The 26,076-nt window shown below is 53.9% G+C and carries 24 protein-coding genes; 12 read left to right on the top strand and 12 right to left on the bottom strand.

Annotated features, from left to right (window positions below; translation table 11 throughout):
- Positions 1-5 precede the first annotated feature (5 nt).
- On the bottom strand, positions 6-2,438 hold the full coding sequence (locus HV352_RS15810) for a glycyl radical protein (RefSeq protein WP_019076359.1): 2,433 nt from the start codon (positions 2,436-2,438) through the stop codon (positions 6-8).
- Positions 2,439-2,443: 5 nt separating this feature from the next.
- Positions 2,444-3,343 (bottom strand): glycyl-radical enzyme activating protein, encoded by a 900-nt coding sequence (locus HV352_RS15805; RefSeq protein WP_016152383.1) that lies wholly within the window; start codon positions 3,341-3,343, stop codon positions 2,444-2,446.
- A 132-nt stretch (positions 3,344-3,475) separates the two neighbouring features.
- Between HV352_RS15805 and fsa the strand changes: the two genes are divergently transcribed.
- Positions 3,476-4,138 carry a fructose-6-phosphate aldolase gene (fsa, locus tag HV352_RS15800; RefSeq protein ID WP_181634872.1) on the top strand — a complete coding sequence of 221 codons (663 nt, stop codon included), beginning with the start codon at positions 3,476-3,478 and terminating at the stop codon, positions 4,136-4,138.
- A 119-nt stretch (positions 4,139-4,257) separates the two neighbouring features.
- On the opposite strand, the gene moeB is transcribed toward fsa, so the two are convergent.
- The gene (moeB, locus tag HV352_RS15795) at positions 4,258-5,007 is read right to left on the bottom strand and encodes a molybdopterin-synthase adenylyltransferase MoeB (protein ID WP_075846998.1); all 750 of its coding nucleotides are present in this window, start codon (positions 5,005-5,007) and stop codon (positions 4,258-4,260) included.
- Entirely contained in the window at positions 5,007-6,242 is a 1,236-nt protein-coding gene (gene moeA, locus HV352_RS15790; protein ID WP_080859043.1) for a molybdopterin molybdotransferase MoeA, read from the bottom strand. The genes moeB and moeA overlap by 1 nt, the downstream gene beginning before the upstream one ends.
- A 176-nt stretch (positions 6,243-6,418) precedes the next feature.
- Here moeA and HV352_RS15785 point away from each other — a divergent pair, with 176 nt between their 5' ends.
- The 6 genes from HV352_RS15785 (at position 6,419) to gsiD (ending at position 13,671) form a co-directional block, all read left to right on the top strand.
- Entirely contained in the window at positions 6,419-7,207 is a 789-nt protein-coding gene (locus tag HV352_RS15785) for an aminoglycoside adenylyltransferase family protein (protein ID WP_181634871.1), read from the top strand.
- Between the two features lie 192 nt (positions 7,208-7,399).
- The gene (gene iaaA, locus HV352_RS15780; RefSeq protein WP_016156081.1) at positions 7,400-8,365 is read left to right on the top strand and encodes a beta-aspartyl-peptidase; all 966 of its coding nucleotides are present in this window, start codon (positions 7,400-7,402) and stop codon (positions 8,363-8,365) included.
- On the top strand, positions 8,352-10,223 hold the full coding sequence (gene gsiA, locus HV352_RS15775; RefSeq protein WP_131348161.1) for a glutathione ABC transporter ATP-binding protein GsiA: 1,872 nt from the start codon (positions 8,352-8,354) through the stop codon (positions 10,221-10,223). Before iaaA ends, gsiA begins: the two co-directional genes overlap by 14 nt.
- 28 nt (positions 10,224-10,251) lie before the next feature.
- Complete coding sequence (gsiB, locus tag HV352_RS15770; protein WP_046274653.1) at positions 10,252-11,790, top strand: glutathione ABC transporter substrate-binding protein GsiB; 1,539 nt, start codon at positions 10,252-10,254, stop codon at positions 11,788-11,790.
- A gap of 46 nt (positions 11,791-11,836) precedes the next feature.
- Positions 11,837-12,757, top strand: coding sequence for a glutathione ABC transporter permease GsiC (gsiC, locus tag HV352_RS15765; RefSeq protein WP_016152391.1), 921 nt, complete (start codon positions 11,837-11,839; stop codon positions 12,755-12,757).
- A gap of 2 nt (positions 12,758-12,759) precedes the next feature.
- On the top strand, positions 12,760-13,671 hold the full coding sequence (gene gsiD, locus HV352_RS15760) for a glutathione ABC transporter permease GsiD (protein WP_047501226.1): 912 nt from the start codon (positions 12,760-12,762) through the stop codon (positions 13,669-13,671).
- 57 nt (positions 13,672-13,728) lie between these two features.
- On the opposite strand, the gene rimO is transcribed toward gsiD, so the two are convergent.
- Positions 13,729-15,054 carry a 30S ribosomal protein S12 methylthiotransferase RimO gene (gene rimO, locus HV352_RS15755; RefSeq protein WP_016152393.1) on the bottom strand — a complete coding sequence of 442 codons (1,326 nt, stop codon included), beginning with the start codon at positions 15,052-15,054 and terminating at the stop codon, positions 13,729-13,731.
- 230 nt (positions 15,055-15,284) lie between these two features.
- Between rimO and bssR the strand changes: the two genes are divergently transcribed.
- Positions 15,285-15,668 (top strand): biofilm formation regulator BssR, encoded by a 384-nt coding sequence (gene bssR / locus HV352_RS15750; RefSeq protein ID WP_016152394.1) that lies wholly within the window; start codon positions 15,285-15,287, stop codon positions 15,666-15,668.
- 102 nt (positions 15,669-15,770) lie between these two features.
- Positions 15,771-16,868, top strand: a complete 1,098-nt coding sequence (locus tag HV352_RS15745) for a PQQ-dependent sugar dehydrogenase (RefSeq protein ID WP_172860548.1) — start codon at positions 15,771-15,773, stop codon at positions 16,866-16,868.
- A gap of 5 nt (positions 16,869-16,873) precedes the next feature.
- Here the strand turns inward: HV352_RS15745 and HV352_RS15740 are convergent, their stop codons facing one another.
- Positions 16,874-17,500 (bottom strand): glutathione S-transferase family protein, encoded by a 627-nt coding sequence (locus HV352_RS15740; protein ID WP_016152396.1) that lies wholly within the window; start codon positions 17,498-17,500, stop codon positions 16,874-16,876.
- Between the two features lie 328 nt (positions 17,501-17,828).
- Here HV352_RS15740 and dacC point away from each other — a divergent pair, with 328 nt between their 5' ends.
- Complete coding sequence (gene dacC, locus HV352_RS15735) at positions 17,829-19,031, top strand: serine-type D-Ala-D-Ala carboxypeptidase (protein WP_016156089.1); 1,203 nt, start codon at positions 17,829-17,831, stop codon at positions 19,029-19,031.
- Between the two features lie 45 nt (positions 19,032-19,076).
- Here dacC and deoR read toward each other — a convergent pair whose 3' ends face one another.
- Entirely contained in the window at positions 19,077-19,835 is a 759-nt protein-coding gene (gene deoR, locus HV352_RS15730; protein WP_019076372.1) for a DNA-binding transcriptional repressor DeoR, read from the bottom strand.
- Between the two features lie 64 nt (positions 19,836-19,899).
- Positions 19,900-20,508 (bottom strand): undecaprenyl-diphosphate phosphatase, encoded by a 609-nt coding sequence (gene ybjG, locus HV352_RS15725; RefSeq protein WP_016152399.1) that lies wholly within the window; start codon positions 20,506-20,508, stop codon positions 19,900-19,902.
- Between the two features lie 297 nt (positions 20,509-20,805).
- On the opposite strand from ybjG, the gene HV352_RS15720 reads away from it, so the two are divergent.
- Positions 20,806-22,038, top strand: a complete 1,233-nt coding sequence (locus tag HV352_RS15720; RefSeq protein ID WP_047501216.1) for an MFS transporter — start codon at positions 20,806-20,808, stop codon at positions 22,036-22,038.
- Between the two features lie 28 nt (positions 22,039-22,066).
- On the opposite strand, the gene HV352_RS15715 is transcribed toward HV352_RS15720, so the two are convergent.
- The 3 genes from HV352_RS15715 to HV352_RS15705 all read right to left on the bottom strand — a co-directional run bounded on the left by HV352_RS15715 (position 22,067) and on the right by HV352_RS15705 (position 24,478).
- The gene (locus HV352_RS15715) at positions 22,067-22,348 is read right to left on the bottom strand and encodes a hypothetical protein (RefSeq protein WP_019076373.1); all 282 of its coding nucleotides are present in this window, start codon (positions 22,346-22,348) and stop codon (positions 22,067-22,069) included.
- Between the two features lie 106 nt (positions 22,349-22,454).
- Complete coding sequence (locus HV352_RS15710; protein ID WP_049270791.1) at positions 22,455-23,270, bottom strand: Cof-type HAD-IIB family hydrolase; 816 nt, start codon at positions 23,268-23,270, stop codon at positions 22,455-22,457.
- Positions 23,270-24,478 carry an MFS transporter gene (locus HV352_RS15705; RefSeq protein ID WP_032946991.1) on the bottom strand — a complete coding sequence of 403 codons (1,209 nt, stop codon included), beginning with the start codon at positions 24,476-24,478 and terminating at the stop codon, positions 23,270-23,272. Before HV352_RS15705 ends, HV352_RS15710 begins: the two co-directional genes overlap by 1 nt.
- 85 nt (positions 24,479-24,563) lie before the next feature.
- Between HV352_RS15705 and HV352_RS15700 the strand changes: the two genes are divergently transcribed.
- On the top strand, positions 24,564-25,124 hold the full coding sequence (locus HV352_RS15700) for a TetR/AcrR family transcriptional regulator (RefSeq protein WP_181634870.1): 561 nt from the start codon (positions 24,564-24,566) through the stop codon (positions 25,122-25,124).
- Here HV352_RS15700 and HV352_RS15695 read toward each other — a convergent pair.
- Complete coding sequence (locus tag HV352_RS15695; RefSeq protein WP_181634869.1) at positions 25,111-25,908, bottom strand: SDR family oxidoreductase; 798 nt, start codon at positions 25,906-25,908, stop codon at positions 25,111-25,113. The genes HV352_RS15700 and HV352_RS15695 overlap by 14 nt on opposite strands.
- Between the last annotated feature and the right edge of the window lie 168 nt (positions 25,909-26,076).

The following is a 26,076-nucleotide window of genomic DNA, read 5'->3' as shown; positions in this document are numbered from 1 at the left end:
GGGGATTACAGCATATGTTCAGTACGTGCGATGATATCGTCCTGAGCATCTGGAGACAGCGCGGTGAAGAAGGCCGAATAACCTGCTACACGGACCACCAGGTCACGATACTGATCCGGGTGCTTTTTGGCTTCCAGCAGCGTTTCACGGGAGACAATGTTGTACTGAATATGCCAGCCTTTGTGCTCTTCAAAGAAGGTACGCAGCAGGATCATCAGCTTCTGCTTATCGGATTCATTCTCCAGCGTGGCCGGGTTCAGCTTCTGGTTTAACAACACGCCGCCGAGGATTGAACCGGTCGGCAGTTTACCCACCGAGCCAATTACCGCTGTTGGGCCGAGATGGTCCGTTCCGGAAGCCGGGCTTGCGCCTTCTGCCAGCGGAGTGTGCGCCTTACGACCATCCGGTGTGGCCATCGTTGCCGCGCCAAACGGTACGTTTGCGGAGATCGATGAGGTACCCGCGTAGTAATTGCCGCCAACCGGGCCACGTCCGTAACGCGGATTATGATACTGTTTCAACTCATTGATATAGGTCTGATAAGCGCGGGCCAGCAGCGTATCAACGCTATCGTCATCGTTGCCGTATTTCGGTGCGCCGTTGATCAGCCGCTGGCGTAATTGTTCGTGGGTCAGACCGTCAAAATCGTCGGCCAGCGCGGCGGCCAGCTGTTGCTGACCGATAGCGCCTTGTTCAAAGACCAGTTTCTTCACCGCAGCCAGGCTGTTGCCGAGGTTGGCAATACCCACCTGCAAACCCGATACCCAGTCGTATTTCGCACCGCCTTGCTTAATGCTTTTCGCGCGTTCAATACAGTCATCTACCAGCGCAGAGCACAGAATATCGTGTACGTTCTCTTCCAGCATGGTGTCGACAACATACTCAATTTCGATAGATTTACGCGTGTAGTAGCGAATCTGCGCATCCCAGGCGTCCATCACTTCGTCGAAATTGTTGAAGTTACCAGCCGAGAGTGCTTTTTCCTGTGGCAGAAATACTTTACCGCTGGTGGCATCGCGACCACCTTCCAGCGCTGCCAGCATCACGCGGGCAAAGTTAATAAAGCTCATACCGGTACAGCGGTAGCCCCATTTGCCGCCAACGGCGGTTTCGATGCAACCAATGGCCGCATAGTCATAGGCGTCCTGCGGTTCAATGCCAAGCTTAATGAATTCAGGTATGACGATTTCGTCGTTATTAAAGGCAGGCATCCCGAAGCCGCAGCGGATCACCTGTACACAGGCATCCAGGAAATCATTACTCATCCCTGCATGATAACGCACGCTCAGGTTTGGCTGAGTAGAACGCAGGCGACCGCAGGATTCCAGAATGGCGTAGGAGAGCGGATTGACGGCATCCATTGCCTGACCGTTGACCAGGTTTTGGCCACCAATGGTCACGTTCTGATACAGCGGGCTACCCGCCGAGGCTTTCGAATGGGAGCCGGAGCGGATTTTGTTCACTTCCAACAGTTTCAGCCAGCAGCTGTGCAGCAGCTCAATGGCGTGCTCACGATCGAGGCTCTGGTTCAGTTCTACGTCAAGACGGTAGAACGGATAGAGGTACTGATCCATGCGACCAAACGACACCGAGTGACCATTTGATTCAATTTGCAGGATCAACTGGATGAAATAGCACAACTGTAGCGCCTGCCAGAACGTTTTTGGCGGCTCATGGGCGATAACATCGCAGTTGTCCGCCATGGTCAGCAGTTCATCACGACGACTGGCGCGAGTTTCCGTGGCCGCCATTTTACGTGCCAGCGTGGCAAAGCGCTCAATGTGCAGACTGACGGCCTCCAGCACGATATCAATCGCTTTCAGAAACTGATCGCCATGGAGGTCTTCCAGACATGTCAGATTGATGCGGGAACGACGTTCATCAACTTTGTGGCGCAGGCCGTCGAGACCTTTTTCCAGCAGCAGCGGGAAGTTTACCGCCAGGTGTGCGTCACCGGAGGTCATGTTACCTTCGGCTTTGATAATGCCGGTTTCCAGCAGCCCTTTCTGCTCGTCAGTAAACATCCCGTAGCAGCGATCCTGCACGGTCTGACCACGCCACCATGGACACACCTCGTGCAACACGCGTTTGTTCTCTTCGCTTACCGCAAAGCCCGCGCCCGGCCTGTCGGCGAGGTCATCGATCTCTTTTTCAATCCACGACACGGTGTATTCCGGGAAGATTGGCGCGGCACGCACTTCGCTTGCCTGGTTACCAATGATCAGTTCGTCATGCTTGATCCAGATGGTGCGTTCCGCCAGATGATGGGCCAGCGCCAGCGCGCGGCGAACCGGGATAGGTTTATCCAGATGCTGTTGATACATCTCGGTATAGTGCTGGGCGCGCTCGGTACAAACCGGCGGCTTCACGATGTGGATCAGGGCCGTTTTATGCGCTTTGATACGGTCGCTGAGTGTGTCCAGTTTCAGAGTGGTCATGGCGATTATCCTCGTAGGGTCGCGGTTAAACCTTTAAGGCTGGCGTACTGCTGGGCAAATTCGAGCAGTGCAGGCGCATCAAGCGGTTTATCCGGTGCGTTGTAGGGTTGACTGAGTAAGTGGTATTTGTTGATGCCCAGCGTGTGGTAGGGCAAAAAATGGATCTCATCGACGTGAAGCTCGTCGGCAGCAAAGTCGGTAATGGCCTGAATAGCGGCTTCGTCAGCGTTGAACCCCTGAATCAGGGGGACGCGGATAACCATTTTTTTACCGGCGGCGGCCAGTTTTTTCAGATTTTCCAGTACGCGAGAGGCGCTGCCATCGGTCCACTGTTTAAACGGCGCGTCGGCGACATGTTTTAAATCGGCCAGGAACAGGTCGACGTCAGGTAATGACGGTTCAATATATTTCCACGGGACATGCAGACAGGTTTCAACCGCTGTATGAATACCTGCATCGTGGCTGGCTTTGAGCAGCGCTGCCGCCAGTTCTGGCTGCATAAAGGGTTCACCGCCAGACAGGGTGAGACCCCCGCCGCTGCGATCGTAAAACGGTTTATCACGCACTACGGTCGCCATGATGTCGTCCACGCTTTTTTCCTCTCCGCAGACGGTCAGCGCCTGGGTTGGACAGCAGTGGGTCAGCGCCGTGAGCGCATCATCGGTCAGTTTTTCGCGATGAATCAGCAATCCGCTCAGCGCGCGTTCAATCACCTTCGGTGCGGCCTGAGCACAGAGATCGCAACCGTCGAGGCATAAACGCGCGTCATAGAGCAGATCCTGCGTGCGGGCGCGGCTTTCCGGATTCTGGCACCACCGACAGCCCAGGGAGCATCCCTTAAGGAACACCACAGTACGGATACCGGGACCATCATGTGTGGAATAGCGCTGGATATTGAAAATCATAAGCGGCCTCTCGTCTTTCGTATAAAGATTAAATTACTTTCGAATGAAAGTTATATTGACGTACATCAACTAACCGTGAGGTTTCGCCGTGCTACCTTTTATTCATGCTAATTATTCGTTTGAGGAAAGGTTATGGAACTCTATTTAGATACGTCTGACGTTGACGCGGTAAAAGCTCTGGCGCGGGTTTTTCCGCTGGCAGAGGTGACCACTAACCCAAGCATTGTGGCGGCAGGTAAGCAGACGCTGGACGTGTTACTGCCGCAACTGCAGGAAGCGATGGGAGGGCAAGGACGCCTGTTTGCTCAGGTAATGGCGACCACCGCCGAAGGCATGGTCAGCGATGCGCGTAAGCTGCGGGCAATCATTGCGGATATCGTGGTCAAAGTGCCGGTCACGGCAGAAGGTCTGACGGCCATTAAATTGCTGAAAGAAGAAGGGATCCCGACGTTGGGTACCGCGGTATACGGCGCTGCTCAAGGGCTATTAGCTGCGCTTGCGGGGGCCGAATACGTTGCGCCATACGTTAACCGTGTGGATGCGCAGGGGGGGGACGGCATTCAGACGGTGACCGATCTGCAGACCTTACTGAAAATGCATGCCCCGCACGCCAAAGTACTGGCCGCCAGTTTTAAAACGCCGCGTCAGGCGCTGGATTGCCTGCTGGCAGGTTGCGAGTCCATCACGCTGCCGCTGGATGTCGCTCAGCAGATGATTAGCTCTCCGGCCGTTGATGCTGCCGTAGCGAAGTTCGAGCACGACTGGCAGAGCGCATTTGGACGCACTTCTCTGTAAGTCTGTTTTGCCGGATGGCGGCTGACACCTTATCCGGCCTACACAATGCGCTGTTGTAGGCCTGATTGGAGGCGTTAGCATCGCTCTCTGGCAATAGTGTGGTGCCGACGATTTCTCTGCTAACTCCCGCAGACCTCACAGGTGGGATTGCGCATCAGCTTCATTTCGCGAAACTGGCAGGTCATGGCGTCGTACATGACGATTTTTCCTGAAGCCGGTTTACCGTAGTTAGCCAGCAGCTTAATGGCTTCCATCGCCTGTAACGAGCCGATCACGCCGATCAGCGGGGCCATCACTCCGGCCTCTACGCAGGTCAGGACGTTTTCACCGAACAGACGGCTCAGGCAACGGTAGCAGGGCTCTCCTTCCTGGTAGGTAAATACGGTAATTTGTCCTTCCATGCGAATTGCCGCACCGGAAACCAGCGGAATCCTGGCGGCGAAGCATCCGGCATTCAACTGATTGCGGATGCTGACATTATCCGTACAGTCCAGCACCAAATCGTGTTCGGTAATAAGCGTGTGAATCTCGCTCTCGTCCAGCAGCGCATTCACCGGCGTAATGGCGATATAAGGGTTAATCCGCGCCAGTGCGTCGCGGGCGGATAGCACTTTTGGCTGTCCAACGGTCGCATCGCTGTGCAGCGTCTGGCGCTGGAGGTTCGACACGGAGACCGTGTCAAAGTCGAGCAAGGTTAAATGCCCGACGCCAGCGCCTGCAAGGTACTGAGTTGCTGCGCATCCCAGTCCCCCCACACCAACGACCAGTACCCGCGCCTCCTTGAGCGCTTCCTGACCTTCGAAATCGAAGCCGCGCAGAATGATTTGCCGGTTATAGCGCATCATCTCCTGGTCGCTGAGTTCTGCCATTACAGGCCTCCAAACAGTGCGTTAAACGGCTCGACCTCAACCCATTCGCCGGCTTCGACGTTACCGCGATCGCGCTCCAGCACGATAAAACAGTTACCCTGGCTAAAAGAGCTAAAAATATGCGAGCCCTGGTGCCCGGTCGTGGTGACTTCCAGTTCGCCTTCAGCGGTACGCTGCAATACGCCGCGCTGAAAATCCAGACGGCCAGGTGTTTTCTTCAGGCGTGAGGCGGTGCGCACGCGCTGGCGAGGCGGCAGTCCACAGGCGGTGTTGCCGCTGAGTTTCGCCAGGAGCGGTTGTACCAGTTGATAAAAGGTGAGGGCCGCAGACACTGGATTACCCGGCAGACCGCAAAACCAGCTGTTGCTCAGTTTGCCAAACGCGAACGGTTTGCCCGGTTTGATAGCCAGCTTCCAGAAGGCAATTTCTCCCAGCTCTTCCAGAATAGTTTTAGTGTAATCCGCTTCGCCTACTGAAACGCCGCCGGAGCTGATGACGACATCGGCCTGGCTGTCGGCTTCAACAAACGCGGCACGTAGCGCGTTGGGATCGTCGCGAATAATCCCCAGGTTGATCACTTCGCAGCCCAACTGTTGCAGCATCAGGTGAACGGTCAGACGGTTAGTGTCATAAATCTGCCCGTCTCCCAGCGGCTGACCTGGTAACTGCAGTTCATCACCGGTGGAGAACAGCGCCACGCGGACTTTGCGTACAACGGGAGCATCGGCAACACCGAGCGAAGCCAGAACGGGAAGCTCGGCGGTTGTCAGGCGAGTCCCGGCGGGAAACACCACCGCGCCGTTTGCAATATCTTCACCGCGCAGACGAATATTTTGCCCGCGGCGGACTTCGGCGGTAAAACGCACCCCGTCCTCAGTTTGTTCCGTTTGCTCCTGCATCACCACCGCTTCACAACCAGCAGGCACCGGGGCGCCGGTCATAATACGGATGCAGGTTCCCGCAGGCCACTCGCCATGGAAAGGCTGACCGGCAAAGGCTTTACCCGCCACCGCAAGCGGCTGATCAGATTGTAAATCGGCTAATCGTACCGCATAGCCATCCATTGCTGAGTTATCGAATCCCGGTACATCAATGGGGGAGACAACGTCGGTGGCCAGAATGCGGCCAAAGCATTGAACCAGCGGCAGCGTTTCGACGGCGGTGAGCGGGGTAATACGCGAAAGCATCTGAGAGAGAGCCGTTTCAAGCGGCATCAGTCCGGCGGTAAATTCCATGAGAAGACTCCTGCGGGGCAAAATCGAATCTGCTCATTATGTCAGAAAATGGACGCGGGCAGTATGCTACCTCAGGCTTAGAATCAGATCTGGTAAAGGTTTTGTGTCAGGGATAGCGCAGCAAGAAGAATGCAGTATAGACTCAATATTTCCGCTCTTTTTTCCCTGGGGGCTAAATGGCTAATATTATTCCAGACGCAATTCGACGACAGGTGGAGGCCGCCAGTGCGTGCATCCGCCAGATTTTCGAGGGGAATCTCATTGCCCTTCATTTGTATGGCTCTGCGGTTGAAGGCGGCTTAAAACCTCAAAGCGACATTGATTTATTGGTCACCCTGCGTGAACCAATAAATGCCCGACAAAGAAAAAAACTGATGCAGGATTTGCTGACCATTTCAGCGCCTCCCGGCACCTCCGGGCCATATCGTGCGCTGGAAGTGACCGTTGTTCTGCACTCGCAGATCGTGCCGTGGCGATTCCCACCGGCGAGAGAAATGCAGTTTGGCGAATGGTTGCGTGATGATATTCGTGCTGGCGTGTTTGAACCGGCAATGGTGGATGCTGATCTTTCTATTCTGCTGACCCAGGCCCGGCGCGCCAGCGTACCGCTGTTCGGTGAGCCGGCTGAGACGTTATTTAACGTCATTCCGTTTAGCGATGTATTGCAAACATTTCGGCATATCCTTGAGATGTGGCAGAAACCGGCTGATTTAGAGGGGGACGAGCGTAATATCATTCTTGCTCTGGCACGTATCTGGTATAGCGTGGTTACGGGTAATATTGTCGCTAAAGATGGGGCCGCATCCTGGCTTCTGCCGCAATTACCCGCTGAGCATGCTGATTTGCTGCAAGCAGCGCGTGCGGAATATCTGGGGTTAACCAAACATAACTGGGCAGCGTATATGCCGTCTGTAGAACGCTTTGTGTTTTATGCAAAAAAACAGATTACCGATCGGCTTGAATAATTTAGCAACAACGTCGGGAGATCTCCTTTCCGTTAAACACATCTGAATGACCTGATGAGACGGGGTGTGAGGTGCAGGCCTTTACCTTTACATGACGTCTGCATCTTTCTATATTCAAAAATCGAATCAATAAGTCACCGAAATTCTGATAGTTATAACCCCCCGGTACCCGCCACCTAATGGACGAATAAAATGGGTAAAGCAGTCATTGCAATTCACGGCGGCGCAGGGGCTATCACCCGCGCGTTACTGAGCCAGGAGCAAGAATTGCGTTATATACAAGCGCTGTCGGATATCGTTGAAACCGGCCAACGGATGCTTGAAGACGGTCGTAGCGCACTGGATGTGGTCACCGAAGCCGTGCGTTTGTTGGAGGAGTGTCCGTTGTTTAATGCCGGAATTGGCGCGGTGTATACCCGTGATGAAACCCATGAACTGGACGCCTGTGTGATGGACGGTAATACGCTAAACGCGGGAGCCGTCGCCGGGGTTAGCCATCTGCGCAATCCAATTCTCGCGGCTCGCCTGGTGATGGAGCACAGCCCCCACGTCATGATGATAGGTGAAGGGGCTGAAAACTTTGCCATTGCGCAGGGGATGGAGCGCGTTTCGGCGGATATTTTCTCGACGCCAGAACGCTACGCTCAACTGCTGGCAGCGCAATCGGCGGGGGAAACGGTGCTGGATCATAGCGCGACCCCGCTGGATGAAAACAACAAAATGGGTACTGTGGGTGCGGTCGCGCTGGATATGTTTGGCAATCTGGCGGCGGCAACATCGACCGGCGGAATGACCAACAAATTACCGGGGCGGGTAGGTGACAGTCCGCTGGTCGGCGCAGGCTGTTATGCCAATAACGCAAGTGTGGCCGTTTCCTGCACCGGAACCGGTGAAGTCTTTATTCGTGCGCTGGCGGCCTATGACATTGCGGCGTTGATGGACTATGGCGGCCTGAGTTTATCGGAGGCGTGCGAACGCGTAGTAATGGAAAAATTACCGGCGCTCGGCGGTAGCGGCGGTTTAATTGCCGTCGATCACGAGGGCAACGTCGCCTTGCCGTTTAACAGCGAAGGCATGTACCGTGCTTGGGGATATGCAGGCGATACGCCAACCACCGGTATTTATCGGGAAAAAGGAGATACCGTTGCCACACAGTGATGAGCTTGACGCCTGCGACGTGCTGGCAGTCAGCAACCTGAACATTGCCTTTGAACAGGAGCAACAGCGCATCAGTGCGGTGCGTAATCTGTCATTTCGCCTGAAGCGTGGTGAAACGCTGGCGATAGTGGGTGAATCCGGTTCAGGAAAGTCGGTAACAGCCTTGTCGCTAATGCGTTTGATTGAACAGTCAGGCGGCGAGGTGAGCTGCGATGAAATGCTCCTTCGACGCCGTAACCGACAGGTTATTGAGCTGGGTGAACAGAGCGCGTCGCGGATGCGTCACGTGCGTGGCGCGGATATCGCCATGATCTTCCAGGAGCCCATGACATCGCTTAATCCGGTATTTACCGTAGGTGAGCAGATTGCTGAGTCAATTCGTTTGCATCAGGGGGCCAGCCACGAAGAGGCGATGGTGGAAGCGAAACGGATGCTCGACCAGGTGCGTATCCCCGAGGCGAAGGCTATTTTATCGCGCTATCCGCACCAGCTTTCTGGCGGCATGCGCCAGCGGGTAATGATCGCTATGGCGCTATCGTGTCGCCCTGCGGTTTTAATTGCCGATGAGCCGACTACCGCGCTGGATGTCACTATTCAGGCACAGATCCTGCAACTGATAAAAGTGTTGCAGCAGGATATGTCGATGGGAGTGATCTTTATTACCCACGATATGGGCGTCGTGGCGGATATTGCCGATCGCGTGCTGGTGATGTATCAGGGCGAGGCGGTAGAAACCGGCAGCGTTGAGCAGATTTTTCACGCTCCCCAGCATCCTTACACCAAAGCGCTGCTGGCAGCCGTGCCGCAGCTTGGGGCGATGACCGGACAAGCGTACCCGCGCCGGTTTCCACTCATTTCGTTACACGATCCCAGTCATGTAGAACCACAGACTGAACAGGATACCGTGGTTGAAGGCGAGCCTATTTTGCAGGTACGTAATCTGGTGACGCGTTTTCCGCTGCGCAGCGGCATTCTTAATCGGGTGACCCGCGAGGTGCATGCGGTGGAAAACGTCAGCTTTGACCTGTGGCCCGGAGAGACGCTCTCGCTGGTGGGGGAGTCAGGCTGCGGGAAATCCACCACCGGTCGGGCGCTGCTACGTCTGGTCGAGTCTCAACGCGGGGAGATTGTTTTCAACGGACAGCGTATCGATACCCTGGCCGCCAGTAAGCTACAGCCGCTGCGTCGGGATATTCAATTTATCTTTCAGGACCCCTATGCTTCGCTCGATCCGCGTCAGACCGTGGGATATTCCATTTTAGAACCGCTGCGGGTGCATGGGCTACTGCAAGGCGATGCGGCGGCAAAACGGGTTGCATGGCTGCTGGAACGCGTAGGATTGCTCCCTGAGCATGCCTGGCGCTATCCGCATGAGTTTTCCGGTGGGCAGCGTCAGCGGATCTGTATTGCCCGGGCGCTGGCGCTCAATCCCAAGGTGATTATTGCCGATGAGTCAGTTTCGGCGCTGGATGTCTCAATTCGCGGGCAAATTATCAACCTGTTGCTCGACCTCCAACGAGAAATGGGGATTGCGTACCTGTTTATTTCCCACGATATGGCGGTGGTGGAGCGGATCAGTCATCGGGTGGCGGTGATGTACCTTGGGCAAATCGTCGAGATCGGCACCCGACGCGCGGTGTTTGAAAATCCGCAGCATCCGTACACCCGCAAACTGATGGCGGCAGTCCCGGTCGCCGATCCCTCACATCACCGGCCCCAGCGCGTGCTGCTGTCGGATGATATCCCCAGTAATATCCGCAAACGCGGTGAAGAGATTTCCCCCGTTTCACTCCAGCAAGTTGGCCCGGGGCATTATGTTGCGCGTGGGCAACCAGAAAATGCGCTTTCGCGTTTATAACAGGCAGGCAGGGTTTAAGGAGAATAACATGACAAAAATTGTTGCTCGAAAATGGCTGGTTGCTGTGGGAGTGGCCTCTGCGCTGGCCGCCACACCTGGCTGGGCCGCCAAAGATGTAGTAGTGGCGGTAGGATCCAATTTCACCACCCTCGATCCCTACGACGCAAACGACACGTTGTCGCAGGCGGTAGCGAAGTCCTTTTACCAGGGGCTGTTTGGCCTTGATAAAGAGATGAAGCTGAAAAATGTGCTGGCGGAGAGTTATACGGTTTCTGATGATGGCCTGACTTATACCCTTAAGCTGCGACAGGGTGTGAAGTTTCAGGACGGCACCGACTTCAACGCCGATGCGGTTAAAGCTAACCTCGACCGGGCCAGCAACCCGGAAAACCATCTGAAACGCTACAACCTGTATAAGAATATAGATAAAACCGAGGTCGTCGATCCGTCGACGGTGAAGATAACGCTGAAGCAGCCGTTCTCTGCATTTATCAATATTCTGGCGCACCCGGCTACGGCGATGATCTCTCCCGCCGCGCTGGAGAAATACGGCAAGGAGATCGGTTTTCATCCCGTGGGGACCGGGCCGTATCAGCTTGAGACCTGGAATCAGACGGATTTTGTAAAGGTTAAGAAGTTCGCGGGTTACTGGCAGCAAGGGCTGCCAAAGCTGGATACGATTACCTGGCGTCCGGTGACCGACAACAACACGCGTGCGGCAATGCTGCAGACCGGGGAAGCGCAGTTTGCCTTCCCGATCCCTTACGAGCAGGCGGCGCTACTGGCGAAGAATAAAAACCTGGAACTGGTGGCCAGTCCGTCTATTATGCAGCGTTACATCAGCATGAACGTCACGCAAAAACCGTTCGATAACCCGAAGGTGCGTGAAGCGCTGAATTATGCCATCAACCGTCAGGCGCTGGTGAAAGTGGCGTTTGCCGGTTACGCGACGCCAGCAACCGGCGTTCTCCCTCCGTCGATCGCCTATGCGCAAAGCTATACGCCATGGCCATACGACCCGGCAAAAGCGCGCGAACTGCTGAAAGAAGCGGGTTATCCGAACGGTTTTACCACCACGCTATGGTCTTCTCATAACCATAGTACCGCGCAGAAAGTGCTGCAATTTACCCAGCAGCAACTGGCGCAAGTGGGCGTTAAGGCTCAGGTGACGGCGATGGATGCCGGTCAGCGCGCGGCGCAAGTCGAAGGTAAAGCGCAGAAAGAGAGCGGGGTACGCATGTTCTACACCGGCTGGTCTGCCTCTACGGGTGAAGCAGACTGGGCGCTGTCACCGCTGTTTGCATCTCAAAACTGGCCGCCAACGCTGTTTAATACGGCGTTCTACAGCAATAAGCAGGTGGACAGTGATTTAGCAGCAGCGTTGCAAACCAACGATCCGGCCCAGAAAGCGAAGCTGTACAAGGATGCGCAGGATATTATCTGGAAAGAGTCGCCGTGGATCCCACTGGTAGTGGAACAACTGATTTCGGCGCACAACACCAGATTGACCGGGTTCTGGATCATGCCGGATACCGGATTTAGCTTTGATGATGCGGATTTAAAATAAGCTATTCATCCGGCCCCGCCACGCAGGGGCCGGCGAAGGGAGTGTGATGCTTAACTATGTTTTCAAGCGCCTGCTGGGGTTGATTCCAACTCTGTTGATTGTAGCGGTGCTGGTATTTTTATTTGTTCACCTGCTACCCGGCGATCCGGCCCGACTGATTGCCGGACCGGAGGCTGATGCTGAGGTGATCGAACTGGTGCGTCAGCAGTTGGGTCTGGACCAGCCGCTGCATATTCAGTTCTGGCATTACATTACTAACGTGTTGCAAGGCGATTTTGGAACCTCAATGGTTTCTCGTCGCCCGGTCTCCGAAGAGATAGCCAGTCGTTTTATGCCATCGCTATGGCTGACCATTGCCAGCATGGCGTGGGCGGTGTTATTCGGCATGACGGCAGGGATCATTGCTGCTGTATGGCGTAATCGTTGGCCGGACAGATTGAGTATGACGCTCGCCGTCACCGGGATCTCTTTCCCGGCGTTTGCGCTTGGCATGCTGCTCATGCAGATATTCTCCGTTGAGCTTGGCTGGTTACCCACCGTTGGCGCTGATACCTGGCGGCACTATATCCTCCCGTCTATTACCCTGGGTGCGGCGGTGGCTGCGGTGTTAGCCCGGTTTACCCGCGCTTCGTTTGTCGATGTGCTCAGTGAAGACTATATGCGTACCGCGCGGGCCAAAGGGGTGAGTGAAACCTGGGTGGTGTTAAAACATGGTTTGCGTAATGCGATGATCCCGGTGGTCACCATGATGGGGCTACAGTTTGGCTTTTTGCTTGGCGGCTCGATTGTGGTTGAAAAGGTGTTTAACTGGCCAGGGCTTGGGCGGCTGTTGGTGGACTCAGTCGAAATGCGCGACTACCCGGTGATTCAGGCCGAGGTGCTGTTGTTTTCTCTGGAGTTTATTCTTATTAACTTAGTGGTGGATGTGCTCTATGCCGCCATTAATCCGGCTATCAGGTACAAGTAAGGATGCGATTTTTTAACTGGCGCCGACAGGCGATTTTAAATGCGATGCCCCTTGTTAAGCCTGAGCAGATACGCACGCCGTGGCATGAATTCTGGCGTCGTTTCCGTCGCCAGCGCATGGCGATGTTAGCGGGGTTATTTGTCCTGCTGCTGATAATGGTGGCGATTTTTGCTCGCTGGTTAACGCCATTTGATGCTGAGAATTACTTCGATTATGACCGTCTGAATGACGGACCGTCGATGCTGCACTGGTTCGGCGTTGACTCGCTGGGGCGGGATATTTTTAGCCGCGTGCTGGTGGGGGCGCAAATCTCGCTGGCGGCGGGGGTCTTTGCCGTATTTATTGGCGCAGCGATTGGCACCGTGCTGGGTCTGCTGGCGGGATACTTCGAAGGCTGGTGGGATCGACTGATTATGCGTATCTGCGATGTGCTGTTCGCCTTTCCGGGTATTTTGCTGGCGATAGCCGTGGTCGCCGTGCTGGGCAGCGGCATTGCAAACGTGATTATTGCCGTGGCCATTTTCTCCATTCCGGCCTTCGCGCGGCTGGTGCGCGCAAATACGCTGGTGCTAAAGCAGCAGACCTTTATTGAATCCGCGCGCAGTATTGGCGCCAGCGATGCGACCATCATCTTCAACCATATCTTGCCGGGTACGGTTTCATCGATCGTGGTCTTTTTTACCATGCGAATTGGCACGTCGATTATCTCTGCTGCGAGCCTGTCATTTCTGGGATTGGGTGCGCAGCCGCCGACCCCGGAGTGGGGGGCAATGCTCAATGAAGCCCGCGCTGATATGGTGATCGCGCCGCACGTGGCGATTTTCCCGGCGGTGGCGATATTCCTGACGGTGCTGGCGTTTAACTTACTCGGAGATGGTCTGCGCGACGCGCTGGACCCGAAAATTAAAGGATAAATCACAGGGCCGGATAAGGCGTAACGCTTATCCGGCCTACAGTTGGGTTGCGCTTATTTAAACGCGGGTGCCCCACAGATCGTATTCATCAGCGTTTTCGACCTTCACGCGGATGATATCGCCAGGTTTCACCTTGGTTTCGCCATTCAGGTATACCGCGCCGTCGATTTCCGGGGCGTCAGCCATGCTGCGGCCAATCGCGCCTTCTTCGTCAACTTCATCAACGATAACCAGAATTTCGCGGCCCACTTTCTCCTGCAAACGTTCAGCGGAGATTTGCTGTTGCAATTGCATAAAGCGGTTCCAGCGTTCCTCTTTCACCTCTTCCGGGATTTGGTCCGGCAGGTCATTGGCGCCAGCGCCTTCTACCGGGCTGTATTTAAAGCAGCCCACGCGGTCCAGACGCGCTTCCTTCAGGAAGTCGAGCAGCATCTGGAAGTCTTCTTCCGTTTCACCCGGGAAACCGACAATGAAGGTTGAGCGCAGCGTCAGTTCAGGGCAGATTTCACGCCACTGTTTGATGCGTGCAAGTTGTCTGTCCACGGAGCCTGGGCGTTTCATCAGCTTAAGAATACGCGGGCTGGCATGCTGCAGCGGGATGTCCAGGTACGGCAGGATTTTCCCTTCCGCCATCAGTGGGATCACGTCATCAACGTGCGGGTAGGGATAGACGTAATGCAGACGAGTCCAGATCCCCAGTTTTGATAACTGCTCGCACAGATCAACCATGCTGGTTTTGACCGGCTCGCCGTTATGGAAACCGGTGCGATGCTTCACATCCACGCCGTACGCGGAAGTATCCTGAGAAATAACCAGTATCTCTTTTACGCCCGCATCCACCAGACGTTTGGCTTCGCTGAGGACATCGCCAATCGGACGGCTCACCAGATCGCCACGCATCGACGGAATAATGCAGAACGTGCAGCGGTGGTTGCAGCCTTCAGAAATTTTCAGATAGGCATAATGACGCGGAGTAAGCTTGACGCCCTGTTCAGGAACCAGGCTCAGGAACGGGTTGTGCTTTGGTTTGGGCACATAGTGGTGAACGTGCTCCAGAACCTGTTCGTAGCTATGCGGCCCGGTGATTTCCAGCACCTTCGGGTGGACTTCACGGATCTGATCGACTTTCGCGCCCAGACAGCCGGTGACGATCACCTTGCCGTTTTCGTTCAGCGCTTCGCCGATTGCTTCCAGCGACTCCTGAACCGCGCTGTCGATAAAGCCACAGGTGTTAACGATAACCATATCCGCGTCGTCGTAGCTTGGCACAACATCATAGCCTTCGGTACGAAGTTCGGTCAGGATGCGTTCAGAATCGACGAGGTTTTTCGGGCAGCCGAGGGAGACAAAGCCGATTTTCGGCTGGTGGGTTACATTGCTCATAGCGTAAAAATTGTTCAGTTATTGGAATATTCAGGGCACGGATTCTACAGAGTTCTGAATAAAAATTGTATCGCAATCTCATACCATCAGTCGCCACGCCCGGCGTGGAATTAAAGATTATTTGTAAATTGTGTTAATTTTCGGTGATGGATTGATCCTGGACACGACTTTGTTCAAAAAATGACCATACTATTAAGTTGCACCATAGTTGGAAAGAGGAGGAACAAAGTATGGTTGTTGACAGACTGAGAACCGATCTTCTCAACAAATTGATAAACGCCCGTGTCGAACTTGCCGCTTATCTGCTGTTGAGAAAAGCGAAAGGCTACATGTCAGTCAGCGAGAGCGATCGTCTGCGTGATAATTTTTTTGTACTGAATCGCGAATTGCACGAGCAATCACAGCTTCACGGTATGCATCTTGATCAGGAAGAGTGGAATGCCCTTCATCGTGCTGAAGGGGCGTTAGCCGCCGCCGCTGTTTGTCTTATGAGTGGACATCACGATTGTCCAACCTTTATCGCCGTTAACGCAGAGAAACTGGAAAACTGCCTGACAACGCTGACGCTAAGTATCCAGTGTTTGCAATCTTATCCAACGCTGGAACACGTCTGAATCAGGGGGAGGGCGCTCCCCCTTTTCGTTAAGATTATGTAAATGTGGCGGGATAATTCCCCTTGCTGGCTACGCTTTATGCAGAGCCATTAAGGAGGTGTTATGCGTCGACTCTTTCTCTGTGCTGTCCCACTCGCGCTATTTTCCTCTTATCCCGCCGCGGTAGAGGTGGAAGTGCTGCAAACGAAACTCGATCATCCGTGGTCGCTGGCGTTTTTACCCGACAATCGCGGTATGCTCATTACGCTCAAAGGCGGCCAGCTTCGACTTTGGCAGTCTGGAAAGGGGCTTTCCGACCCGCTAACCGGCGTACCCAAAGTCTGGGCGAATGGTCAGGGGGGATTGCTTGATGTGGCATTAGCACCGGATTTTAAACAATCTCGCCGGGTGTGGCTTAGCTTTGCTGAAGCTGACAGTGAAGGTAACGCCGGGACAGCGGTTGGTTACGGACGACTGAGCGACGATCTCAAACATCTGCAAGGGTTCCAGACCATTTTTCGCCAACAGCCGAAGCTCTCCAGCGGAAACCATTTTGGCGGACGTATGGTTTTTGATGGCAACGGTTATCTGTTTATTGGTCTTGGTGAAAATAATCAACGTTCTACCGCCCAGGATCTGGATAAGCTGCAGGGCAAGGTCGTACGACTGACCGATGAGGGAAAAATTCCGCCGGATAATCCGTTTGTGAAGAGGGCAGGAGCACGGGCAGAGATTTGGTCATATGGTATCCGCAACCCGCAGGGGATGGCGATGAATCCCTGGAGCGATACGCTATGGCTCAATGAGCATGGTCCACGCGGGGGCGATGAAATCAATATCCCGGAGAAAGGGAAAAACTACGGCTGGCCGCTTGCGACCTGGGGCGTTAACTACAGTGGTCTTAAAATTCCCGAAGCAAAAGGCCCAATTGTTGCTGGTACAGAGCAACCCATCTTTTACTGGGAAAAGTCACCGGCGGTCAGCGGAATGGCTTTTTATAATAGCGATACCTTCCCACAGTGGCGGCAGAAGTTATTCATTGGCGCGTTGAAAGATAAAGAAGTGATCGTGCTGAGCGTCAAAGGGAATGCCGTCACCGAAGAGGGGCGTCTGTTGCAGGAAAGGGGACAACGGATCCGTGATGTGCGCGTCGGACCAGACGGGTACTTATACGTACTAACCGACGAGTCCGACGGGGAATTACTGAAAGTGAGTCCCTGATTGAGTTAGCTGACCGGGATCATCACGACTTTTTGAAACGCCGGACGTTCGGTCAGTTGCTGATACCAGTGCTCCAGATGTGGGCGCGGGGTCCAGCTCAGACCAACGTTGAACAGGTTATAGATGAACGGCGCAACGGCGATATCGGCAGTGCCAAATTCAGCCCCGGAGAACCATGGCTGGTCCGCCAGCGCGTTATCCAGAATGGCAAACAGGTTATCGCACACCTGACTACCCGCCTCGATTGCCGCCATGTCGCGTTTCTCGGCAGGGGTTCTGACCAGGCCAAACAAGATAACCCGATGCGCAGGACTTAGCGTCTGGTTTGCCCAGTCCATCCATTTTTCACCGACGGCGCGCGCGGCCGGGGCGTCAATCCACAAACGCTTTTGTCCGTACTGAGCTGCCAGATAGCGGACAATGGTATTGGATTCCCACAGAACAACGTCCGTTTCATCATCGCGTAGTAGCGGGACCAGTCCGTTCGGGTTGAGTGCCAGATAGTCGGCATCGCGGTTACCGCCATGCTGTCCGCCCGCCAGAATTTGGTTATACGGCAGTTCCAGTTCCTCGAGCGTCCACAATACTTTTTTTACGTTGGTCGAGTTATTGCGACCCCACAGTGTAATCATAGTAACCCCGCAAATTAATTGAGCAGCTTTATGGCTGCAGATGCCATCTGACTAGCCCACATGGTGGGGTAAACCTAATATTTACGCAACAAAGTCTAAAAAAATCGTGCCGGGAGCAGCGCAGCGCGGTGTTATTGCATAAACTTTAAAAACTTTACCAACTTACGGTTTCTTTAAGCTCGTTAGTGCGTTATTACTCACCGCACTTATTTTACACGTCATCCATCAGACCTTTTCTGCATGGGTTGGCCAGGGTCGCCTGGCTGGTTTTGTGTAAACACGGTGTGGTATGACGTGGTTTTTTGGAATGGATACTCGGGTGGCATTTATGACGCAATACTTCTCTTCACTTCGCAGCTTTGCTGCAGGTTCTGCACTCTTAATCCTTTTGGCGCCGAGCGTACAAGCGGCGGAGCAACCAACGGCCCCACCGAGCGTCGACGCGCGCGCGTGGATCCTAATGGATTACGCCAGCGGTAAGGTACTGGCGGAAGGTAATGCTGATGAGAAACTGGATCCTGCCAGTCTGACCAAGATCATGACCAGCTATGTAGTCGGTCAGGCGCTGAAGGCCGGGAAAATTAACCTCAACGACATGGTTACCGTGGGCAAAGACGCCTGGGCGACCGGTAATCCGGCCCTGCGCGGTTCGTCGGTTATGTTCCTCAAGCCCGGCGATCAGGTTGCAGTGTCCGATCTGAACAAAGGCGTTATCATCCAGTCTGGTAACGATGCCTGTATCGCACTGGCTGATTACGTTGCCGGCAGCCAGGAATCCTTCATTGGTCTGATGAACGGCTACGCGAAAAAACTGGGGCTGACCAATACCACTTTCCAGACCGTGCATGGCCTGGATGCGGCAGGACAGTTCAGTACCGCACGTGATATGGCCCTGCTCGGGAAGGCGCTAATCCACGATGTACCGGAAGAGTACGCTATCCACAAAGAGAAAGAATTTACCTTTAATAAAATCCGCCAGCCGAACCGCAACCGTTTGTTGTGGAGCACCAACCTGAACGTGGACGGTATGAAAACCGGTACCACGGCCGGGGCGGGATACAACCTGGTCGCTTCCGCGACCCAAGGGGATATGCGCCTGATCTCCGTGGTGTTGGGGGCGAAAACCGACCGCATTCGTTTTAATGAGTCAGAAAAGCTGCTGACCTGGGGCTTCCGCTTCTTTGAAACCGTTACGCCGATTAAACCGGATGCCACTTTCGTGACGCAGCGCGTCTGGTTTGGCGATAAGAGTGAAGTTAATTTGGGCGCCGGAGAAGCGGGCTCGGTGACTATCCCGCGTGGTCAGCTCAAAAACCTGAAGGCCAGCTTTACCCTGACCGAACCACAGTTAACCGCGCCGCTGAAGAAAGGCCAGGTTGTGGGAACTATCGACTTCCAGTTGAACGGGAAATCCATCGAGCAGCGTCCACTGATGGTGATGGAGGCCGTGGAAGAGGGGGGATTCTTTAGTCGCATGTGGGACTTTGTGATGATGAAATTCCATCAGTGGTTTGGCGGCTGGTTCTCTTAAGCTTAGCGTTTGCCGGATGACGCTATCGCCATCCGGCAGTATCGCTTAATACATCAGTTTGATACGTTGCGCTTTCGCGTACTCAACAAACGCCTCGTCAGGACGGCTATCGCTGACGATGGTATTAAAGCGTTTTACTTCACCCATCCGCGCAGGACGCACCTTACCAAATTTGCTGTGATCGACCACCAGCACGTGATGCTGCGCCATCGACATCGCCCAGTGTTTCACCGGTAGCTCTTCCAGGTTAAAACAGGTCGCGCCTTTCTCAATATGAACGCCAGCTGCGGAATAAAAAGCGATATCCGGGCACAGGTTGTTCAGCGTTTCCTGGAAATCAAGCGGTTTGAAAATTGCGTTGCTGGCATGGAATTCGCCACCACACAGAATGACGCGGCACTGCGGTTTTTCCTGCAGCACCAGAAACGTATTCAGCGAGTAGCAGATTGCGGTGAAAGGCAATTCATTGTCGATAGCCTCAATGATCCACGGCGTGGTGGTACCACAGTCGAAAAAGATAGTCTGATGTGCCTGCACGAGGCTTGCCGCCATCTGGGCGGCACGGCGCTTTTCATCAACCAGTCGGGATTTTTGATCGCTGATTAAATAGTGATTGGCGCTGCGGGGTTCCAGAACAATATAGCCCCCGAGCAAGACGACGGGAGCATCGTGATTATTCAGGTCGCGACGAATGGTCATCTCAGATACGCCCAGCAGCGTCGCGGCTTCTTTGAGGTGTAATTTATCGCTGCGTTTCAGCGCCTGCAGTAATTGACCAATACGCTCGTCGCGTCGAGTTTCCATAGTTCCCCTGGAGAGTAGAATAAGTGCTCAGTATCGCGCTTAATACTACTCTTTTTACCGTGGGTTAGTCACGCACCCAGCCTTTACGGATGGGCAGAGCGAAGCAGGCGCGATAGCAATTTTGCAAGCCGAGGTACAGGGGCGTGCCAAACCGCTGCCAGATCATCTGGGCGCTCAGGCAGCCAATCAGCCCGACGAGTAATCCTCCCAGCATATCCAGCGGCCAGTGTACGCCAAGGTAGACCCGCGACCAGGCAATCGCCACAGCAACGACCATCAGCAGAGCGCCCGTCCACAGGCGATGCCAGAACAAGAAAGCCAGTGCAAAGGTAAAGATAACCGTACCGTGATCGCTCGGGAAAGAGTCATCCGCCGCATGATGCAGGAAGTTGTAACCGATGTGGTTAACAAACGGACGATCGTGAGGGAACAGATGCCCCATCAGCCATGAAATCGTCAGACCGACGATCAGCGCAATCGCCATTTTTATAACTAACTGGCGCTGGAGAGTAACCTGGGCCCGCGGCCCCCAAAGCCAAAGCACAACGGCTAACAGCGGTACGATGTTAATCAGGTCTTTGGCAATAAAAATGGCAAGCGATATCATCCATTGCGCAGAGTCCGGCGTGGCATTGATGAGATAAAAAAGTGAGTTGTTCAGATTTTCCAGCATAACGTCCAGACTCAGTGTAATCGTTAAAAAGGCCCAAGAGGGGAGAGCATAAAATTGCTTTCACGGGATAAAAAGCGGTCTTGTCTTATTTGTCTGTTAAATGACTATTTTTCAGACAATTAATGAGACTTATTGAACATGATAGCGGTCTCAACTTAAATTAACCTTAACGCAAAATGTTCCTGAGCAAATGAGTGTAAAAATGTGCGCAATTTGCTTTCAAATCACATAATTCACTATCACCAGTACGGCGCATTTATTACACTTTGCGCGATTTTTCTATAGTTAAGAGACTGCATGCAGAACCGTTTATCTTCAGGCGCCCGTTTGGGGCGTCAGGCATTACTTTTCCCTCTCTGTCTGGTGCTTTACGAATTCTCTACTTATATCGGCAACGATATGATCCAGCCCGGAATGTTGGCGGTGGTGGAGCAATATAATGCCGGATTAGATTGGGTGCCCACATCCATGACCGCCTATCTGGCTGGCGGCATGTTTTTGCAGTGGTTATTAGGACCGCTGTCGGATCGAATTGGACGTCGCCCGGTGATGTTAACCGGCGTGCTCTGGTTCATTGTGACCTGCCTTGCAACCCTGCTTGCGCAGAATATTGAGCAATTTACCTTCCTGCGTTTTTTACAAGGGATAAGCCTGTGCTTTATTGGCGCGGTGGGTTACGCCGCAATTCAGGAATCCTTTGAAGAAGCGGTGTGCATAAAAATTACCGCGCTGATGGCAAACGTAGCGTTGATTGCGCCCCTGCTGGGGCCGTTGGTCGGTGCAGCCTGGGTACATGTTCTGCCGTGGGAAGGGATGTTTATCCTGTTTGCCGCCCTGGCCGCCATCTCTTTTTTTGGTCTGCAACGCGCGATGCCGGAGACGGCAACCCGGCTTGGTGAAAAGCTGTCGATTAAAGAGCTGGGCAAAGATTATAAGCTGGTGCTGAGGAACGTGCGCTTCGTTGCAGGCGCGCTGGCATTGGGTTTTGTCAGCCTGCCGTTACTGGCGTGGATTGCGCAGTCCCCGATTATTATCATCAGCGGTGAACATCTCAGCAGCTACGAATATGGCCTGTTGCAGGTACCGATTTTTGGCGCGTTGATTGCCGGTAACCTGGTACTGGCGCGCCTGACCTCGCGAAAAACCGTACGTTCGCTGATTATCATGGGCGGCTGGCCAATCGCCGTCGGGCTGGTGATTGCCGCTGCGGCCACGGTGGTGTCATCCCATGCTTATCTATGGATGACGGCGGGTTTAAGCATCTATGCATTTGGTATTGGCGTGGCGAATGCGGGACTGGTACGTCTGACGCTGTTTGCCAGTGAAATGAGTAAGGGCACGGTTTCTGCCGCCATGGGTATGTTGCAGATGCTGATTTTTACCGTCGGTATTGAGCTGAGTAAACACGCTTATCTGCTCGGAGGAAACGGCTTGTTCAGCCTGTTCAATCTGGCAAGCGGCGTACTGTGGGTGATTCTGATGGTTATCTTCCTGAAAGATAAACGGGTAGGGGATTCACGGGAAGGTTAAAGCCCGGTTGCCCGGGCCAGGCAAAAACTTAGTGGTGATCGTCAATCTGGTGTTCGATGATCATTCCTTCACCGACGCTTGCAACATGTCGCGCATAAGGATGTGCGCGATAGACAGGCGCCGGGGCAGGCGCCGGAGCAACATACACCGTTTGTGGCGCTGTGGTAACGCTCACCGCCTGCGGAACGCTGACGGAAGAGGGCACTACCACCACCTTATAACCGCTTGGTACATCAACGGTAACGCTTTGCGCAAATGTTGTCCCCGCAAAACCCAGTAACAATGTCGCTATCAGTACACTTTTCTTCATAATCCGCTCGTCTGAATATTCACTGGAGGTAATAATCCAGCGGGTTAATTTGAGGCGGATTATGAATAGATCATGCCATCATTTTGTTGCCGTCTGTGCTAAGGCGTTATTGCGTAAACGGTGCTTCATTCTTTAACACGCGGTCGATAATATCCAGCACGCCCTCTTCGTTGTTCGACCCTGCGCGATATTTTGCCGCCTGGATAACCGGCTCATGGGCGTTCGCCATTGCAAAACTAAATCCTGCCTGACGCAGCATCTCAATATCATTGCCGCCATCGCCAAACACAACAACCTCATCGTCGGTAATATTCCAGCGTTGTTGCAGCAGACGCAGCCCGTTTGCCTTATGCACACCGGGTATAATTAAATCGATGCTGCCGTAGCCGGTATGTACCGGCACCATAATGTCGCCAATCGCCTCATGGAGGTCAGCCTGCACCTGGGGGATACGATCGTCTGAAATATTTAGCCCGAACTTGAAGAAAATGTCGTTGAGGTTGTCAAAATTATCCACAAATTCAAGACGATGATAATACATGGCGGAAACCGTCTTATGCTCATCGCTGTACCGCTTCAGGGTATAGGCGCTATTTTTACCGCAGGCGATAATGTCGATGTCCGTACGTGTCAGCAGATGTTCCACAATCGCCTGGAAATCGTCTTTTCCCAGCTCGCCGTTAAAGACATCTTCCCCTTCACTGACCACCCATCCGCCGTTTTCGGCGACAAATGAGATTTCACTGGCCAGTTCAGGGAAAAAGGAGATGAGCTGGTAATACTGGTTGCCGCTGGCGACCACAAAGCGGATCCCTTGTTCTTTCATCTGGCGATATTGCGCCATAAAGCGCTCACGATTATAGGTTTTTTGGTCGCTTAAAAATGTGCCGTCCATGTCGACTGCAATCAGTTTGATACGCATTAGCTGTTCTCCATCACAGTGGTGTTTTTGAGATCCGGTTTTGCCACCGCTTTCGCGACGATGGCGGCGACAAGCACCAGCGCCAGCACCACCAGCATAGCGCTACGCAGGCCGTAGTGTTCACCCAGGTAGCCCAGCAGCGGTGGTCCAACCAGGAATGCCAGATAGCCGGTAGTGGCGACAACGCTGACGCGGGTTGGCGCATCGGGGCCGGTGTCGCTGGCAGCCGAAATGGTCAGTGGGAAGCCCAGTGATGCGCCGAGTCCCCACAGAATAACGGAAACACCCGCCACCCAAGTGCTGTCGACAAAAATAATCAGGCTAATCCCAAGAGCCCCCATAAGCGCACTGGCGCGCACTACCGCGACGCGGCTGTAGCGGTCGATGAACCAGCCGCCGGTAAATCGTCCAACGGTCATGCCCAGCGTAAATCCGGCATAAATCAGCGAGCCTGATGTCGGGCTAAATCCATGTCCGTCCACCATCAGCAGCGGAAGCCAGTCGTTGGCGGAACCTTCAGCAAATGCCATTGCGAGCACCACGACGCCAATCAGCAATAACTGAATATCGCGATAAAAAGGCAGCCCTTTTTCGCCGGAGCGAGACCCGTCAGCGGCATTTTTACCCGTGCCGTCAGGAATGGCTTTGATGGCGATGAAGATAGGGGTGATAGCCACCATCGCCGCCAGCAAGATATGCGCGGTCGCCGGTACGCTGAAGGCGGTAAGCATCATCCCGACTCCGGCACCCGCCAGCGTTCCCAGGCTGTAAAAACCGTGCATCATCGGCAGTACGGTTTTATTCATTTCGCGCTCAACAGCCGCACCTTCGACGTTGATGGCAACTTCTGCTGCGCCAAAGCTGGCGCCGAACACGCCCAGACCAAATGCGAAAAGCCATGCGGAATGCAGCCAGAGCGCCACGCTGAGGATTGCCATTCCGAGGACTGCGCAAGACATGGTGGTGCGGATCACTTTACGCGTGCCAAATCGTTTCACCAGCCAGGCCGAACAAAGAATGCCACTCATCGAACCAATTGAAAGTCCAAACAGCACCGCGCCCATTTCGGCGGTTGAGATGGAGAGGATATCTCTGATGGCAGGGGTACGCGTTGCCCAGGAAGCCATTAATAATCCTGGTAAAAAGAAGAACGTGAACAGTGCCCAGGTGCGACGTCTTAAGGCTTTGCGTGATGAGATGCCAGTCATGAATTCGAGCCGAAGAAAAGAGGAAAGAAGACAACCTTAGCAAGGTTGTGTACATTTGTACACAAATGCAAGAAGAGGTAATGCAGTGCGACGTGCGAACGATCCGCAACGGCGGGAAAAAATAGTTCAGGCGACTCTGGATGCGGTAATAGCCCACGGTATTCATGCGGTTACACATCGGAAGATTGCGACAATTGCTCAGGTGCCCTTGGGTTCTATGACCTATTACTTTTCGGGAATTGATGAGCTTTTAATGGAGGCGTTTGACCGTTTTACTGACAGGATGATGCTGCAGTATCAGGCTTTTTTTGCCGACGTTGCGGATGCGTCGCAGGCTTGCCATGCGATTACCGATATGATTTACAGCTCCCAGGTCACGACACCCGATAACATGGAACTCATGTATCAGCTGTATGCCTTCGCCAGCCGTAAACCGGCACTAAAAACGGTGATGCAAAACTGGATGTTACGCAGCCAACAAACGCTGGAGCAGTGGTTTGCTCCGGTTACGGCGCGGGCGCTGGATGCGTTTATTGAAGGGATGACGCTGCATTTTGTCACGGACAAAAAGCCGCTGCGGCGAGAAGATATCTTGCTGATGGTGGAGCGTATTGCGGGGTTGCCCGCAACGGTCAGTTGTGTATAGCGCCGCCGGTAATATTCACCACCGTTGCGGTGATTGCTCCGGCATGGTCTGAAGCCAGAAAGGTCATTACCTCAGCGATTTGTGCAAGCGTAGGCAGACGCCCAAGCATGGTACTTTGCGCCGCACCAGCTAACCATTGTGCGACGGTAATACCCATGGACTGCGCTTTAGCGGTAAAAATCTCCCCGGTATAGGAACCGGCCTGAACGGCATCCACAATCGCATGCGAGCGCACGCCGACGACCCGAATATTCGCCGGCCCCAGTTCGCTGGCGAGCGCTTTAAGAAAGGCCTCTGTTCCCGCACAGCCAACGATGTGTCCCAGATGTCCAGGTATCGCCATCGGGGCCGCAGGCGCAACAACGGTGAGAATGACGCCCGCACGATTGCCGCCCATGTGTGGCGTTACGGCTTTTGCGATATTGAACTGCGCCGAGAGGAAAGGGGTGATACCGCTCATAAACTCAGAAAGGGATAACGCCTCGATGCGTTTGCCCTGTTCATGCATAAAGCCGGTTGCGTTAACCGCCACATCTATTCCACCGGTTTGCTGCGCAAGGTGAGTAACTTGTTTTGAGGTGCCGTATTCGTCGAGGACATCGGCGACAAAGGTTTCGACGGCACCGCCCGCGGTTCGAATACTACTGGCCGCCCAATCCAGCTTTTCCTGACTGCGCGCGCCCAGATACACATGGGCGCCTTCACGCGCCATGGCATGCGCAACTGCACTGCCTATAGCGCCGCTGCCACCGAAAATTACCGCGACTTTGCCTGCGAGTAACATAGCAACCACCTATTACCATTTAGCTCTGACTAAAAGTATGTGTCATAACCAGCATGCTGCAAATGTGAGAGAGAGTTTCGGGGGAGGGAGTCAGCGATCGCAAAATTCAGGCAACAAAAAACCCATTTATGTAAACGGGTTAGTGAAAACAATGAGTTACAAGATAAT

Source organism: Citrobacter sp. RHBSTW-01044 (assembly GCF_013781945.1).
In the GTDB taxonomy this organism is placed as follows: Bacteria; Pseudomonadota; Gammaproteobacteria; order Enterobacterales; family Enterobacteriaceae; genus Citrobacter; species Citrobacter braakii.
Note: the sequence above shows the minus strand (reverse complement) of the source record. Positions and strands in the feature narration are given on the sequence as shown.